At 35.6% G+C, this 16557-nt stretch carries 20 protein-coding genes; 1 reads left to right on the top strand and 19 read right to left on the bottom strand.

Translation table 11 applies throughout. The features are described from left to right. Positions 1-9: 9 nt before the first annotated feature. Both GSH73_RS05805 and GSH73_RS05800 read right to left on the bottom strand, forming a co-directional pair. On the bottom strand, positions 10-1071 hold the full coding sequence (locus GSH73_RS05805) for a coiled-coil domain-containing protein (RefSeq protein ID WP_014758942.1): 1062 nt from the start codon (positions 1069-1071) through the stop codon (positions 10-12). Positions 1072-1112: 41 nt separating this feature from the next. Further along, positions 1113-1727 carry a helix-hairpin-helix domain-containing protein gene (locus GSH73_RS05800; protein WP_014758943.1) on the bottom strand — a complete coding sequence of 205 codons (615 nt, stop codon included), beginning with the start codon at positions 1725-1727 and terminating at the stop codon, positions 1113-1115. Between the two features lie 184 nt (positions 1728-1911). Between GSH73_RS05800 and GSH73_RS05795 the strand changes: the two genes are divergently transcribed. Continuing rightward, entirely contained in the window at positions 1912-3099 is a 1188-nt protein-coding gene (locus GSH73_RS05795) for a D-alanyl-D-alanine carboxypeptidase family protein (protein WP_014758944.1), read from the top strand. A 22-nt stretch (positions 3100-3121) separates the two neighbouring features. Here the strand turns inward: GSH73_RS05795 and GSH73_RS05790 are convergent, their stop codons facing one another. The 17 genes from GSH73_RS05790 to rodA all read right to left on the bottom strand — a co-directional run bounded on the left by GSH73_RS05790 (position 3122) and on the right by rodA (position 16554). After that, complete coding sequence (locus tag GSH73_RS05790; protein ID WP_014758945.1) at positions 3122-4258, bottom strand: DUF362 domain-containing protein; 1137 nt, start codon at positions 4256-4258, stop codon at positions 3122-3124. Between the two features lie 79 nt (positions 4259-4337). Next, entirely contained in the window at positions 4338-4994 is a 657-nt protein-coding gene (locus GSH73_RS05785) for a helix-turn-helix transcriptional regulator (RefSeq protein ID WP_014758946.1), read from the bottom strand. 131 nt (positions 4995-5125) lie between these two features. Continuing rightward, entirely contained in the window at positions 5126-5506 is a 381-nt protein-coding gene (gene rsfS / locus GSH73_RS05780) for a ribosome silencing factor (RefSeq protein WP_038069068.1), read from the bottom strand. 9 nt (positions 5507-5515) lie between these two features. Continuing rightward, a complete protein-coding gene (yqeK, locus tag GSH73_RS05775) occupies positions 5516-6088 on the bottom strand; it encodes a bis(5'-nucleosyl)-tetraphosphatase (symmetrical) YqeK (RefSeq protein WP_014758948.1) in 573 nt (190 codons plus the stop codon). 4 nt (positions 6089-6092) lie between these two features. Next, a complete protein-coding gene (gene nadD, locus GSH73_RS05770) occupies positions 6093-6716 on the bottom strand; it encodes a nicotinate-nucleotide adenylyltransferase (RefSeq protein ID WP_014758949.1) in 624 nt (207 codons plus the stop codon). Between the two features lie 95 nt (positions 6717-6811). Then, on the bottom strand, positions 6812-8083 hold the full coding sequence (gene obgE / locus GSH73_RS05765; protein ID WP_014758950.1) for a GTPase ObgE: 1272 nt from the start codon (positions 8081-8083) through the stop codon (positions 6812-6814). 19 nt (positions 8084-8102) lie between these two features. After that, positions 8103-8330, bottom strand: coding sequence for a Spo0B domain-containing protein (locus GSH73_RS05760; protein WP_014758951.1), 228 nt, complete (start codon positions 8328-8330; stop codon positions 8103-8105). 79 nt (positions 8331-8409) lie between these two features. Continuing rightward, positions 8410-8697, bottom strand: a complete 288-nt coding sequence (gene rpmA / locus GSH73_RS05755; protein ID WP_014758952.1) for a 50S ribosomal protein L27 — start codon at positions 8695-8697, stop codon at positions 8410-8412. Next, positions 8694-9029 carry a ribosomal-processing cysteine protease Prp gene (locus tag GSH73_RS05750; protein ID WP_014758953.1) on the bottom strand — a complete coding sequence of 112 codons (336 nt, stop codon included), beginning with the start codon at positions 9027-9029 and terminating at the stop codon, positions 8694-8696. Before GSH73_RS05750 ends, rpmA begins: the two co-directional genes overlap by 4 nt. Positions 9030-9031: 2 nt before the next feature. Beyond that, positions 9032-9343, bottom strand: a complete 312-nt coding sequence (gene rplU, locus GSH73_RS05745; protein WP_014758954.1) for a 50S ribosomal protein L21 — start codon at positions 9341-9343, stop codon at positions 9032-9034. 119 nt (positions 9344-9462) lie between these two features. Then, positions 9463-10884, bottom strand: coding sequence for an Rne/Rng family ribonuclease (locus tag GSH73_RS05740; RefSeq protein WP_014758955.1), 1422 nt, complete (start codon positions 10882-10884; stop codon positions 9463-9465). A gap of 10 nt (positions 10885-10894) precedes the next feature. Continuing rightward, positions 10895-11545, bottom strand: a complete 651-nt coding sequence (locus GSH73_RS05735) for a TIGR03936 family radical SAM-associated protein (RefSeq protein ID WP_014758956.1) — start codon at positions 11543-11545, stop codon at positions 10895-10897. Next, on the bottom strand, positions 11535-13379 hold the full coding sequence (locus GSH73_RS05730; RefSeq protein WP_014758957.1) for a TIGR03960 family B12-binding radical SAM protein: 1845 nt from the start codon (positions 13377-13379) through the stop codon (positions 11535-11537). The genes GSH73_RS05735 and GSH73_RS05730 overlap by 11 nt, the downstream gene beginning before the upstream one ends. 9 nt (positions 13380-13388) lie before the next feature. Further along, the gene (locus GSH73_RS05725) at positions 13389-14252 is read right to left on the bottom strand and encodes a M50 family metallopeptidase (protein WP_038069079.1); all 864 of its coding nucleotides are present in this window, start codon (positions 14250-14252) and stop codon (positions 13389-13391) included. Beyond that, positions 14242-14988 carry a M23 family metallopeptidase gene (locus GSH73_RS05720; protein ID WP_014758959.1) on the bottom strand — a complete coding sequence of 249 codons (747 nt, stop codon included), beginning with the start codon at positions 14986-14988 and terminating at the stop codon, positions 14242-14244. Before GSH73_RS05720 ends, GSH73_RS05725 begins: the two co-directional genes overlap by 11 nt. Before the next feature lie 55 nt (positions 14989-15043). After that, positions 15044-15439 (bottom strand): methylglyoxal synthase, encoded by a 396-nt coding sequence (gene mgsA / locus GSH73_RS05715; RefSeq protein WP_013788335.1) that lies wholly within the window; start codon positions 15437-15439, stop codon positions 15044-15046. Positions 15440-15456: 17 nt separating this feature from the next. Continuing rightward, on the bottom strand, positions 15457-16554 hold the full coding sequence (gene rodA / locus GSH73_RS05710) for a rod shape-determining protein RodA (RefSeq protein ID WP_014758960.1): 1098 nt from the start codon (positions 16552-16554) through the stop codon (positions 15457-15459). Between the last annotated feature and the right edge of the window lie 3 nt (positions 16555-16557).

Below are 16557 nucleotides of genomic sequence, written 5' to 3'. Positions count from 1 at the left end.
AAAAACATTTTATTTTATTCTCGCCAATGTAAACTTCACTTCGCCAGCAGTTGTCTCAACACTGTCTAATTTATATTGTTTTAATGGACTTTCAAAATCCAAAACAGTATTGTAATTTTTTATAAGATTGTCTAAGTCCTCCCCTGTTATCTCCACACCTTTTACATTGATTGAGGTAACATTGAAATCAATTTTTCCATCATTCACCTCAAAATTTCCATATAAAGTGTAATTATCACCATCAGATAAAGTAAATCCGCTATCATCGAATGTGATCTTTACATTTTTCAATACATCATTATAATTGTCTATCATATTGCTTATTGATTCATCGCTAAATGATGCCGATACCGAATCAACCTGGATATCGAAGTTATCAGGCTGAAGGCTGTTCCAAGGCAGTTTTGAAATATTATTTAGCAAAAAGTCAAGAGATGGTAAGCCGCTTTCCACCGATGCGCTTATGTCTAATATTCTTTGATAATCGCTAATTTGCTTTTTGATATTGTCAAGCATTGCACTCTTTTCGTTTTCTAATTTATTTAAAGTCAAAACTGTATTTCTTTGCTCATCTAATTTCTTTTTAAGCTCATCTCGCTGATGGCTCAAAGCCTCTTCTTCAGCCTTTTTGTTTTTCAATAAGTAATTTATGTGATCTAATTTGCTGTAAAAGTAATTAGTAATTATATCTATGTATATCAATCTGTGCAAAAGCTCCGATGCATTGTTTGACATAAGCAGAAGTGATAATATGGTATTCGTACCATTCATGTACAAAAATCTGAACCAGCTTTTTATATTATTTCTCTCATTAACAATTTCTTTGCTTATGTTTGATATTTCTCCTTCCATTGAGTCGATGCGCTTTGTTGTATCTGCAACTTCAGAATTAAGCTCATCCAATAAATTTGATGCCCTTACCTTTTCCATGTCCAAATTAAATAGCTCAATTATGATTTTCTGTTCCTCAATCTGTGCATTTTTTAAATCTGATGCAGGATCAGAATAAGTCACCTTAATATTTGAAAACAACAATAGAAATATCAAAAGTATTGACACGTATTTCCTCATAATTTCTCCCCATCATGTTCTATATGGAACAAATTTACATTTTAATCAACTGTTATCTTGTCTTTTATTTGTTCAAAAAGCTTTGGCCCAATCCTTGAAACATTCATGATGTCCTCTATTTTTTGAAAATTGCCGTGTTGCTCTCTAAAATCTATTATGCGCTGTGCAGTGACTTCGCCAATTCCAGGCAGTGTGTCAAGCTCTTCTTTTGTAGCCGTATTGATATTTATCTTGCCATTTGCGGCATTAGAGCCGCTGGATTTATCGTTGGAAACATCATTTTCTCCAATTTTTGGCACTTTTATCATCTGCTCATCTTTTACTTTTTCGGCCAAATTTATGTTTGAAAGATCTGCACCATCCAAAGCTCCCCCTGCCATTTTTATGGCATCATCGATTCTATCGCCTTCTCTCATGGTATAAACTCCAGGTGATTTGACAAAGCCAGTGACATATACTTTTATTTCTTTGGCTTTTTCATTTTCTGATGTTTTACCTGTATTGGAATTGTTTATTAAATTCTCATCGCTTTTAATGCTGACAATATCATCCTTTTGAGGTTTGCTTTTTTCATAGATAAAATACCCAGTCAATAATGAAGCTACTATCAATAAAACGATGATTCCATATTGTTGACTTTTGGTTAATTTAAACATACTCCACCTCTTTTGATTTTGCTATATAAATATTTCTACATTTTTATATAAATTCCTTTTTAAATTTCATATTTTTTTGATATACTAAAATTATAAGCGTATATGGAGGCAAAAGTATGAAAAAACAGTTTCTATCATTACAGCTATCATACTTTTAATTAATTTTATACCAAAAGTATACGGAATGGAAAATCCACCACAAATCGTAGGTCCTACGGCAGTGCTGATGGATTTCACTACCGGTCAAGTCCTTTACGACAAAAATATGAATCAAAGGATGTATCCTGCCAGCACGACAAAAATTTTAACGGCCATAATCGCCATTGAAAAGGGAAAGTTAAATGACGTAGTAACTGTAAATGATGATGTCAAAAATATAGATGGTAATTCTATATACCTAGTACCGGGAGAAAAGCTTACATTAGAGCAGTTGCTTTATGCTATGCTTTTAGAGTCTGCCAACGATGCAGCAATTGCAGTAGCTGACCACATTGGAGGCAGCATACAGGGATTTGCAAATCTGATGAATGAGAAAGCAAAAGAAATTGGTGCTAAAGACAGCCATTTTGTCAATCCAAATGGTTTGCCAAATACCGACCACTACTCGACACCGTACGATATGGCTTTGATAGCAAGGTATGCGATGGGAAATACCACATTTAGGAAAATCGTAAGCACCATACATTACCAGATACCGCCTACCAACAAATTTGATAAGCCGAGAGATCTCTGGATTAGCAATAGATTAATAAAGCCTACAAGCTTTCATTACGACGGAGCAGATGGGGTAAAGACCGGTTATACTATCGCTGCTAACCAAGTTTTTGTCGGTTCTGCCACAAGAAATGGTCATAGGCTGATATCTGTAATCATGGGTGATGAAGGTACAAATATATGGACAGATACGATAAAATTGCTAAACTACGGTTTTAATAATTTTGATCTTGTAAATCCTTTAGAGAAAAATTCAATCGTAACATACGCAGACATTGGAAAGGTAAAGTTTAAGTTGCCTCTTATTGCGAAAGACTCATTCTACTATGTAGTGCCAAAAGGACAAGAAAGCAGTATTAAGTCATCTATTTCAGTCGATAAAAATATAAATGCACCTGTAAAAAAAGGCACTACATTGGGCATGATTAATTTCACGCTAAACGGAAAGCCTATTGGAAGTGTACAGCTTATAGCAGATGAGTCGGTTTATAAAAATTATTTAGGAACATACTACAACGGAACTAAAACCACTGTAATTAAAGATTACAGCACAATTAGATCTTACGCTGAACTTTTAATTGGGTTAGTAATAGTTATGATATCAATTTTGCTATGGCTTAAAAAGAGGGCGAGAAATAAATTTATCTTCATAAAATAAAAAAGGGTGATTAACCCTTTTTTTATCTATAAAACAACTTTGCAATCGATGGCTTTTTTATGCTTACTGCTTTATGAGGACACAGCTCTTGACAGCAAAAACACCTAATACATGCTTTAAGATCTACAACTGGTTTATTTTCAACCATTTTTAGCGCTTTAGGAGGGCAATTTGACACACATATTCCACAACTTTTGCACGTATCATGATGAAAAATCGGATACGGTTTTACATGTCTGTCTAAATATCTCGATAAAAATGGTGGAATCTTTTCAGTTACACTAAATCCTCTTAGCGTCGGTATGTCAAAATCATCTATTTTTGCATCTTCTACATTTATCCCTGTGATTTTTATATCTTCAATGCGGCCTAAATCACGTCTTTGTGCCATAAAAACCGTCGGTACATCTTGATTTTTCAAGCCGATAATTGACGTTGCAACTGTATCAAGCGCAAATACGTCATCTGATGAAATAATTAATCCAACCTTCTTTGGATGGCCGGCAGACGGGCCATTCCCTTCCATGGCTACTACAGCATCCATTACCGTCAATACTGGCTTTAAAATCGTATTTATGTCGATCAGCATGTCTGAAAAATCTTTCACATCCGGCATTGAAAGATGATAACCAGCTTTTACAAGCCCTGGTATGGCGCCAAACTGATTCTTTACAGCTCCTGTATAAACCGTCAAGCCGTGTGTCTTTAGTTTCGGCATTGACACAATTGCATCACATTCCATAAGTGCTTTCATAAACGTAGCTTGTTTTATAATTTTGCCATCGGGAATCTTTACTAAAACTTCTTCCGTATCGTAATTTAATTCAGCACCAGTTCTTGCTGCCACATCAATCATGCCTGTTGATTCATAAATCGCCTTTAAAGCTCTTTGAGAAAAAGGCCCTGCTGGACTATCGCCTATGATAGGCATAGCTCCAATTGCTTTAATGGCATTTGCAACTGCTTCAACAATTGAAGGATGTGTCGTTACAGCATCATCCGGTCTGTTTTTCTTTAAAAGGTTTGCTTTAAGAAAGACTCTTTGACCCTTTTTTATGTATTTTTCAAGTCCCCCCAAGTTTTTAAAAGAATTTTCCAATGCAACCTTTACATCATTTTGAGAATAAGAAGGACAATTTTCAATAGATACGGTATGCAAGATATACGCCACCTTTAAAAATATATTTTAGACCAAAATATTAAAGGAATGCAGCTTATGCACATTCCCATAATCAATTTTAATATTTGCCAAGGTCATCCCCTACTCTTATCTCATCAAGGTAATTGTATATGGTATATCTGGATACGCACAGTATTTTTGCAACATAGTCTATCGCACCTCTTATTAAGAAAGTGCCTTTAGCATCTAACATTTTTACCATATTGACTTTTTCCTCTTTAGACATAAAGTTGACAGGCTTCCCGTAATTCTCTATTGTGGTGTTTACAATGTTCTCCAAAACTTCGTTTACGCTTCCTCCATAAGGCTCGACCGGAGCTTCTTCCCCATCGTTTATCTCACAGAGATCTTCCAACGTATTCTTAACCATTATATATTCTGAAATGTCGATATTTATGCACAAACACCCTATCGGTTTTCCAGCATCATCTTTAATGTACACAATGGTAGATTTTAGTATCTTACCATCTCTTCCTTTAGTTTTGAAATTGACTTCGTTGTCAGTTTTATTTGCCTTCAGCGATTTTAGAATAGCCTCTGGTATAGGGTTTCCAATTTCTCTGCCTGTAATATGTCCATTTCCAACAGCAATTGCAGAACTTTGCAAATTCGAGAAATCGTAAAGAACGACTTCACAATTCTTGCCAAAGGTTTTAGCGATGCCATCTACAACTGGTATAAAATTTTTTAATAATGGATGTACTTTTGTAGGCACTTATATCCCCCCTAAAACTTCAAATATAAATTAAACTAATTTAAAGATTAAATAATTTATTGAATATAGATTACAAAAAAACCTCCCTGCCTTCTCTGCAGGCCACGGAGGTTTATATTAAATTCATTATACTAATCTGATAAAGCATTGTCAAGAGCTATTTCTTTGGCATCGCCCCAAAGCCTTTCCAATGAGTAAAAGTTTCTTTCGTCTTTAGTAAAAATATGAACTACAATGCTGCCGTAATCCATCAATATCCACGTAGCCGAATTATAACCTTCTATGTGATTTACATATACGCCATCTTCAGCAAGCTTTTCTGAAATTTCGTCACATAAAGATTTTACATGTGTTGTAGACGTACCGCTGGCAATCACAAAATAATCAGCAACTGTAGTAAGCTCTCCCACATATAGTCCTTTAATATCAAGCGCTTTTTTATCATCAAGTATTTTTAAAATTTTTAACGTTAAGTCAGTGCTTTTCTTATCCAATGTTGTACCTCCAAACATAAAATTTTATCAAATATATTTTGTCTTTATTATCATATCGTTGCGGGCGATTACTGTTTTCTGGTATAAAAGCTGTCCTTTCTCGAGCACATATTTTATTGTTTCGTCTAATGCCATAATCACCGCTTCATCAATGTTTTTATATGCCGCATCTCTCAAATTTTCTACTCCTTCAAAATTTCTATTTGGCTCTATATAATCAGCTAAAAATATTATCTTATCCAAAAGCGTCATATCTTTATCTCCAGTAGTGTGAAGCATTATGGCACGTTTTATTTCATCGTCATGTACGCCAAAGTAGTCTTCTATCATGTATCCTCCAACAGGTCCGTGAAGCAAAGATGGCGATTTTTCCAAGACATCATCTATCTGAATTCTGTACTTATTTGCTAAGGCAACAAGTTCATCTTCTCTAAGGTTTTTTGCGCAATCATGAAGCAATCCTGCAATTTTTGCCTTTTCTACATCTGCGCCGTATCTTACAGCCAATTTTTCAGACGTCTCCATAACACCCAATGAATGATTAAATCTCTCATCACTTAATAATTTTTTCAATTTATCGGCTAAAAATTCAAAATCCACAATATCAACCTCTCTTATAAAGTCCAGCTTTTTCAATGTATCTTTCTACAGACTCTGGCAACAAATACTTGATCGGTCTGCCTTCAGATACCCTATTGCGTATGTCTGTGGACGATATGGCTAATGACGGCACAGTCACCTGAAATATTTCTTTATCGTATATTCTCTTGATATACTGGATCTTTTCGCTTATGCTATCACCTGCATAACCTGGCCTTGTGGCAGCAACAAAATTGCACATCTTTAAAAGATCTTCAGCATTTTTCCATGTCAAAATCTCTAATATAGCATCAGCGCCCGTTATGAAAAATATCTGTGTTTCCTCTCCGTATATTTTTTTAAACTCCTTCAGCGTATCAATAGTGTATGTGTATCCTTCCCTCTCTATCTCAATGGCAGATACTTCAAAATACGGATTTGTAACGGTAGCAAGGATAGTCATCAAATACCTTATTCTCTTATCAGTAATGTTTCTTTTGACTTTATGCGGCGGATTGCCTGATGGGACAAATATAACTTTGTCCAAATCAAATTGATCTCTTACAGCCTCCGCTGTGACAAGGTGGCCAAAATGTATTGGATCAAAAGTACCACCCATAATGCCAATCCTTTGTGAGTTATTAGTCATCTAAATATCCTCCACTTGAAATTCAAAAACAATTTTCATACGTAAATTATACAATAATAAACTTTTAGAGACAATATTTGATAAACAGCATATTTTTATTCATAATACTCGAATTCAAAATCTCTCACATTTATCGCATCTCCGTCTTTGAATCCCTTCTCTTTAAGCATATCTATAACACCTGACTTTTTCAATATCATTTCAAAATATCTAAGCGAATTCTCATCTTGGAGATTTACTCTTTTTAACAGTCTATCTATTTTTGTCCCACCTAAATAGTAAACGCCATTTTTTACCTCGATTTCAACAGTTTCTTCTTCTTTTGGCATATTGTATATAATGACGTCTTCTGCATTTTCCTCCACATCTACTTTAAACCTATCAAGCATCTCTATCGTCTTATCAAGAAGCCCGTCAATGCCATCGCCTGTCATAGCAGATATTTTAAAGACATCATATCCAAGATTTTTCATCTTTGCTATTATATCATCTAAATTAATTGATGACGGATCAACTGCATCTATTTTATTTAAAACAGCAATTTGCGGAATTTCTTTTAATCTATTGCTGTACAGATACATTTCATCATTTATTTTCTTAAAATCGTCTATAGGATCCGACAATGGATTTGATACATCCACAATGTGCAATATCAATTTTGTCCTTTCAATATGCTTTAAAAAGTCATATCCAAGGCCTTCACCTTTATGAGCACCTTCAATAAGTCCTGGTATATCAGCCATGACAAAGGACTTTCCTTTATGGTACACAACACCTAAATTGGGATACAAAGTCGTAAATGGGTAATTTGCTATTTTAGGCCTTGCATTTGTGCATGAAGCAAGCAATGTTGACTTTCCAGCATTGGGAAACCCAACAAGACCTACATCTGCTAATAGCTTTAGTTCTAATCTCACATAAAGCTCTTTGCCTTCCTCACCGCTTTCCGCAAATCTGGGCGTTTTTAAAGTCGATGAAGCAAATTTTGCATTTCCCCTTCCGCCTCTGCCACCTCGCAGCACTATGGCTTTTTGTCCAGGTTTTGCAAGATCTGCTATCAACTCATTGGTGTCATCCCTTATTATTTGAGTTCCAACAGGGACTTTAATATATAGGTCATCACCATCTTTGCCGTATTTATTGTTTCCACTACCATTTTCTCCGCTTTCAGCAACATATTTTCTTTTGTACTTAAAATCCATCAATGTAGAAATATTTGGATCAGTAATGAATATGACATCACCGCCTTTCCCTCCGTCACCGCCGTCAGGGCCACCGTACGCCACGTATTTTTCTCGCCTAAATGATATGACACCATTTCCTCCGTTTCCAGACTTTATATAAATTTTCGCACTGTCTATAAACACATCATCACCTACTTTAAATTTAATTTTCTTCTATTTTATTTTTGATAAATTTCATGATACTATCCATATCGCTATTAAATACATTGCGCTCATTGTTGTATTCATCAATAACTCTTTGAATATATTCATAAATCTTGTCAGACTTGCCAAGCTGTGCATATCCAAGCAAAACTTGAAGGTCATTTATGTACTCATGCCTTTTTAAATTTATGTATTTTATCAAAAATTCATCATTGCATTTAGACATCCGCATCAGCTCCTTAAATAAACATTCGGTTTATCTATATTATACCATACATTCCACTGCAAAAAAGAAAAAGCCCGGCTTATGCCAGGACTTCTTTCCTCTTTTCATATACGCTTACCTGTTTTTTGTCTTTTCCTTTTCTTTCAAATGATACATAACCGTCAATCAATGCAAACAAAGTGTCATCTTTGCCTCTGCCTACATTAACACCTGGATGAATCTTTGTGCCTCTTTGTCTTACGAGAATGTTTCCCGCTAAGACGAATTGTCCATCAGCTCTTTTGACTCCAAGTCTTTTTGACTCGCTGTCGCGTCCATTACGAGTGCTTCCCATTCCTTTTTTATGAGCAAATAATTGCAGCTTCATCCATCACACCTCCTATCAAAGACTTTTACGTACGCTGAATAGTCCCTTTCGATGTCTTTAAGCCCAAGCACCATCGCATCTACAATAGCACAAGACTTTATGACATCATCACCAACACCGTAGTCCTCTATTTCAACATACATATAGCCATCTCTTATTTCCTTCTTTAAAGACACAGTATTAATCGATTCTAACCCAAGTACAGCCGTCTGTGCCACAGCCGTAACACCGGCACATACTATATCTCTGTCATAGACATCATAACCTGCATGTCCTTTTATTTCAAACTTCTTTACCTTATCATCATTTCTATATATGCTGACTTTAATCATTTTTACATGATCTTCTCAATCTGAACTTTTGTATATGGCTGACGATGACCGCGTTTCTTTCTCTCATTCTTCTTTGGCTTGTACTTAAAGACGATTATCTTCTCGCCTTTGCCATGCTCAAGAACTTTCGCTTCTACTTTAGCATCTTTAACGTATGGTTTCCCAAAATCAACAGTACCATCGTCTTTTGCAACAGCCAATACCTTATCAAAAGAATATACGCTGCCAGCTTCACAATCAAGCTTTTCAATATTTATTACATCGCCTTCTTGAACCCTGTACTGTTTGCCACCAGTCTCTATTATCGCGTACATTAGGGCACCTCCTCTTTACCAGTCTCGCCGGAGCCAAGGTACTTCGTCTACAAGAAGTATTTAAACCCGTTCCGAGCGGCTACAAAGTGTATTCTAACACAATAACATGAAAATGTCAATTACAACTGATAATCTACGTAAAATTCATCAGTATCAAGTTTGCTATTGCAGATGGTGTTTATTTCCACGCCGTATTTTTCCATGTACTTTTCTATTATGCCGCTTTTTTCGATTATGTTTTGTACTCTGCGGTTTGACGTTATAGTGATATTTTTAGCATTTGTATTCCTTAAGATTCTTTCTATAGAGCGATTTATTCTAAGTTGCATCATATCGCTTGACACAATATACCCTGTGCCTTTGCAGCAATCGCATTTCTCTTGCAAATACTCGCTTACGTTTGACCTAACTCTTTTTCTCGTCATTTCAACTAATCCTAAATGTGTAAAACCAAGTACGCTGCACTTTGATCTATCGCTTTTTAAAGATTCTTCAAAAACCTTTAGAAGCTTTTGACGGTCATTGTCACTATCCATGTCGATAAAATCTACAACGATGATGCCACCAATGTCCCTCAATCTCAATTGCAACGCAATTTCCTTCGCAGCTTCTATATTCGTTTTTAAAATTGTCTCCTGCAGTGAAGATTTTCCTGTGTATTTACCTGTATTGACATCTATTACAGTCAATGCTTCTGTCTCATCAATTATTATGAACCCGCCGCTTTTAAGCCAAACCTTTTTGCTTAAAAGCCTTTCTACTTGTTTTTCAATACCATATAGACCTACTAAATCTCCATCTTCATACTTTACTGAAATGTTTAAACTTTCCTTTTTAATATAATTAAAAATCCTTTTGTATTCTTCAGCATCATTTACAATTATTTCATCCACCATCAAAGATGACAAATCCCTTATGTACTTTGTTATAAAATTCTCTTCCTCGTAAATTAACTCAGGGGAACCAGCAACTTTAGATTTATTCAATATATCTTCATACAATTTACATAAATCAACTATGTCCCTTTCAAACTCCTCTTCACCCACGTATTGCGCTGCAGTTCTGATTATTATGCCTACATTATCTGGCTTTACTCTTTTCGCAATATTTATCAGTTCCATTCGCTTTTTTTCATCTTCTATCCTGTGGGAAATGCCAACATGATCAGAATCAGGCATAAGCACTACATACTTTCCTGGCAGCGATATATTTGTCGTAACTCTCGGATTCTTAAGTCCTATAGAATCTTTTAAGACTTGAACAATTATATCTTGTCCTGGTTTTACATATTTAGTTATTGAAGAATTTGATTTGAGAATTCCTTTAACATCATTTACAAATAGGTACGCATTTTTGTCTAATCCTATGTCAATAAAAGCACTTTGCATGCCTTTTATCGTATTTTTCACTTTTCCTTTGTAAATATTTCCGACTATGCTTTTTTTATCAGAATATTCAACATGATATTCAATTAACAATCCATCTTCTAAATATGCCACTTGATAAAATTTATCGCTTATATCAAATAAAATTCTCTTCAAGTAAAACACCTCAATTTAAAATAAGGTTTCTTCTGTCTACTAAGATTTTCTCCATATCAAAAACATGCCCCAAAAAATCATCAAGAGCTTTTACAACATATATTGGCCCTGGAGAGCCTTCTGAAATCTTTAGCTTCACGTACAGAGTGACTTTGCTGCCTTTTGCTTCAATCATTTTAAGATCTAAAATGTAATTTTTTAAGTCAATGATTTTGCTGCCGCTTTTTGATTCCTTCTCTATAAATATCTCATCTCTACCTAAAAATCTTTTAATTTCATCAGGAAGGTCTATCACATGACTCATCAAATAAACATCTACAGTGTATTCAGCTTCTTTCACTTTGTTTGACAACAAGTCCTTATCATCGACAATATAGCAATCGACGATCTCTAAACCATTTGGCAACGTCTTATTCAAATCACGTTTGAATCTTTCAGGTTCAATTTCGCCTTCTATCACTACATCAAAGTAATCGCCATGAGTTGTCGCACCCATGCTAAGCGCCGGCCCAAAAGATATCAATGGATGCGGGTTGAATCCCTTCGACAGTGAAAACTTTATTTGCGCCCTTCTCATAGCCCTTTCTATAGTTCTCATAAGATCCAAATGAGAAATATACCTCAAATCCCCATCCTTTTTAAACTTAGCTCTAAGTTTCAAAGCATACAACTCCTTCATCAAGATCTTTTATTCCACATCCTGTGCAATACAGTCTGCAATCGCCTGTAAGTCTTCCTTCTATCGCTTTTTTGCATTCTCTTTTAAGGTAATCCTTTTTTACTCCAACATCTACTATATCCCAAGGAAAGACTTCATCAAAATCCCTCTTTTTATAAGCGTAAAATTTAGGATCTACTCCAATGCTCTCAAATGCCGCCATCCATTTATCAAATTTAAACTGCTCATCCCAGCCATCAAACTTACATCCACTTTCCCACGCTTTAATAATCGCTTGTCCTACTTTTCTATCTCCTTTAGAGATGACAGCCTCTAAAAAGCTCATATTTGGTTCATGCCAGTTGTAGCTGAATATCTTTCCTCTAAGCAGTTCTTTTAAATAATTTTGTTTATTTATTATAGACTCCATATCGTCCTGAGGATACCATTGGAATGGCGTAAATGGCTTTGGCACAAAAGTTGAAGTGCTTACGGTTATCTTAAGGCCTCTTGTGGTGCCATTGACATCTTTGTATACATCAGCTACTAAATGAGCAAGATCTGATATCCCTTTCACATCTTCCATCGTCTCCGTTGGAAGGCCTAACATAAAGTACAACTTTACGCTTTTCCACCCTGCCTTAAATGCTTCTTTGGTAGAATTCACCAAATCCTCTTCAGTCACGCCCTTGTTGATAACGTCTCTAAGCCTTTGTGTCCCAGCTTCAGGTGCAAGTGTAAGACCAGTCTTTCTGACTTTTTGAATCTCATTTAAAAGATTGACAGAAAAAGCATCTATCCTGGTAGATGGCAACGCCACACCAGTTCCTATTTCTTTATACTTTTCTATAAGGTCATATACTAAACTTTCTATCTGAGAATAATCGCATGTACTTAAAGAAGTTAATGAAATCTCCTCATATCCAGTTGATTTTATCAATTTATCAGCTAACTCAATAAGAGTTTCTTTCGATCTTTCTCTTACAGGCCTGTAAATCATACCTGCTTGGCAGAACCTACACCCTCTTGTACAGCCTCTAAAAACCTCCAACACGATCCTGTCATGGACGATATTTATAAACGGTACAATCTGCTTATCTGGATGGTATGTCTTATCTAAGTCTTTTACAATTCTCCTTTTTATTACTGCAGGTATGCCATCTTCAATAGGTTTTATGCTTTTAATAGTATTATCATCATTGTACGTTTCTACGTATAATGATGGGACATAAACACCTTGAATTTTAGATGCCCGTCTTAAAAGCTCTTCCTTCGGCACATTGTCTTTTTTACAAGATATTACCAGATCCAATATTTCATTTATAATTTCCTCGCCGTCACCTATAACAAACAAATCAACGACATCAGACAGTGGTGCAGGGTTAACTGCACAAGGTCCACCTGCTATAATCAGAGGATACCCTTTCCTATCCTTGCTTCTTATCGGAATTTTAGATAAATCCAGCATATTCAATATATTTGTGTAACTTAGTTCGTACTGCAGAGTAAACCCTATTACATCAAACATATTAAGAGGTGTTTTCGTCTCAAGTGAAAAAAGAGGTATGTCCCTTTCTCTCATTAGGCTTTCCATGTCCACCCATGGTGCAAATACCCTTTCACAATATGTGTCATCTCGTTCATTCATCAAGCTGTAAAGTATTTTAAGTCCAAGGTGAGACATGCCAACTTCGTACACATCAGGAAAAGCAAATGCAAATCTTATTTTAACTTTATCTACATCTTTAATCACAGAATTTATTTCACCACCAGTGTATCTGGCAGGTTTATTCACTTTCATCAGCAAATCATCTATCTTGTTTTTTAAATCTGACATTGTTACCTCCTATTTTATCTTGCTTAAGATTTCACCAATCGGCAAATAAAGTCCGTTTTCAATGGCAAAATCAAAAAGCTCTGTCTCAGTAAGTCTTTTTTTCTCTTTCAAATTTTTATCCAACACAACTATTATATGATATTTTAATGGCAAAAAACAATTGATTATTTTGATTAGTTTTTGATTTTCCAGCACTGCAACCGTCCTAACATTCATAATTCCTCTTTTAAATAACTCTTCTTTTTTGTATATTAAATCTCTCAAGTTAAAATACTGAGAAAGCCTTCTCTCATTTCTGGCAGATATTATTAAAAATACAGCCATAGTAATCAGTACATAATTTTTATTCCCATTTACAAACGTAAGTATACTGCCGTAAACAAGCAATAATGATATCGCATAGGAAATCTTGACAGCTATGTTATTAGCTCTGGTTAAACCTATAAAATTAGATAAAACAGACTTTAAAGCTCTCCCTCCATCTAAAGGCACGCCCGGCAAAAGATTAAATGCACACATCAGGACATTTATCCTTATAAGGTAATCCAACTGAGTGCCGATGATTTGGCTTACTATTATGAGAATCATGATAAAAACAGCATTTGACAAAGGTCCTGCTAATGCGATGATGATTTCCAAATCAGGCCTTATAAAAATCTCACTATCGAAAACAGCCGCTCCGCCAAAAGGGAATATTTCTATCTGAATCATATTTATATTCAACTTTTTCGCCACCAAATAGTGGCTTACTTCATGTATCGCAACAGTCAAAATTATGTCAATAAGCTCAATGTAAAGACCTGCCAGTACGAGAAGCAATATAAAAACCCACGTAAATGGGTTTATCTTTATTTTAACATCGTCAATTTTCATTTTTGACATCACTTATTGCTGAATTAAAATCTATTTTTGATTGTGGATCTATCGGCTTTCCGTTTTCCCATATTTCAAAATGCATTGTGGCGCTTTTGTTGCTTCCAACGCTGACCTTTCCAATCGTCTGACCTTTAAGCACTTTATCTCCGACTTTCACGTCTACTTCAGAAAGGTATGCATAGACAGAGCGGATGTCCCCATCGTGCTTTATTACGACCACTTTCCCCCAATCAGGATTAGAATTATCCGCTATCATAACTTCTCCATCCAATACAGCGACTACTGGCTCATCGCTGGATACGGTTATGTCAATTCCGTCGTTTTTCACTTCTTTTGAAGTAGAAGAATCTACTTTTGTCCCAAATGTAGACACTACAACCCCATCGACAGGTCTTATCATTCCACTACTTACAACTTGAACTGTAGTATTTTTTGAATCATCCGCTTTGTTTGAAAACACTTTTACAACGTCATCTTTTAGCGAAGGTATCCTGCTCATTACCAGTTTAAGCCCTTTTTTAGTATTTTCATAGTTAGAATTATAATTAAGAACTGATTTCACTTCGTCTACAGTTTTATTTGTAACGGGAACATTTATGGCTTTAAAAAGCATGACTACTCCCAAAATCAAAAGACAAACTATCAATTGGTTTTCTAAAAGTCCAAAATACTTTTTAAAATTGCTTATGCGATTTTTTGAATAGCTAACAGATTGCCATTTGTTAGGTTTCATAAGATAAACCTCCTTTGCTATATTTATATTACATAGAAAGGAGGTTTATGATTTTTTATTTAACTGCATCTCTCCATTCCAAAAATCCAGCATCTAAACCCTTTATCAGCACTTCCGCGGTAGCCAAGTTTGTCGCAAGTGGTATTGAGTGAACATCGCAAACCCTTAAAAGCGCCAATATGTCAGGCTCATGTGGCTGCGCCGTTAATGGATCTCTCAAAAATATGACTAAGTCCATATTGTTTTCTGCAATCATTGCGCCAATCTGCTGATCGCCACCCATAGGCCCTGGCAAAAATTTATTGACTTTGATGCCAGTAGCTTCCTCTACCAATTGACCTGTGGCACCTGTAGCGTATATGTTGCATTTTTTCAATATCTCTTTGTAGGCAATAGCAAAATCCACCATTATGGATTTCTTCATATCATGTGCAATAAGAGCTATATTCAATCAAATCATCCTTTCGTTTAAAAATTGATCTTTTGCCTTCGCATCCCAATATTTAGCAATAATCCAATGGCAATCATATTAGCGACTAATGAACTGCCGCCATAGCTCATGAAAGGAAGCGGAATCCCTGTAATTGGCATAATCCCTACAGTCATACCGATATTTTCAAATATGTGAAATGTAAACATGGAAATTATTCCTACAGCTATCAAGTGGCCATACTTGTCCTTTGCCATAACCGCAATTCTAAAACATCTATATAGCATATAAGCGTACAATAGTATCAAAGCTGTAGCGCCGATGAAGCCTAATTCTTCTCCCACAACCGAAAAAATGAAATCAGTCCAAGCTTCTGGCAGATAGTAAAGCTGTGTCTGGCTGCCATTGTAAAGGCCTTTCCCCCAAAACATACCGGAGCCAATGGCTATCTTAGATTGTATCACGTGATATCCTGACCCCATCGGATCAAGATTTGGATTTATAAACGACAAAAGTCTGTTTCTCTGGTAAGGCTTTAAAATCTTGTACGCCACGGGCATCATTGCTGTGCCCATCGCAATAAGCCCAGCAAACACCTTTGGTTTTACGCCAGAAATAAAAAGCATACCTATAAAAATAGCTAAGAAAACCAATGCAGTGCCAAGATCCGGCTGCAGCATTACAATCACAAAAGGGATGAGAACGTGAATAAGCGGATTCACCAGATCTTTGAAAGTCTTGATCTCACCCATCTCATTAAATAGATTTGCTAATGTCAACACCAATGCTATTTTCGAAAACTCTGACGGCTGAATATCAATTGGACCTACGTGAATCCAGCTTTGAGCACCGTTACTTACTTTGCCGATAAAAAGAACAGAAATGAGAACCAAGATATTTAATGCGTAGATTACTTTTGAGAGCTTGGCAATTTGATTGTAGTCAAATAGCGCTACGGCAAATAAAAATACCAATCCAAACAAAACAGCTACAATCTGAACAATCACGTTTTTGTACGAACCTGTTTCAACTGCGTGTGACGCACTGGAAATGACAACGGCACTGAATGTGCATATCAATAAAACAGTGATCAACAAAGCAAAATCAAAATTCTTCCATAACTTCTTGTTAAACATTAA

The sequence above is a fragment of the Thermoanaerobacterium aotearoense genome, from assembly GCF_009905255.1.
GTDB classification, from domain to species: domain Bacteria; phylum Bacillota; class Thermoanaerobacteria; order Thermoanaerobacterales; family Thermoanaerobacteraceae; genus Thermoanaerobacterium; species Thermoanaerobacterium aotearoense.
Note: the sequence above shows the minus strand (reverse complement) of the source record. Positions and strands in the feature narration are given on the sequence as shown.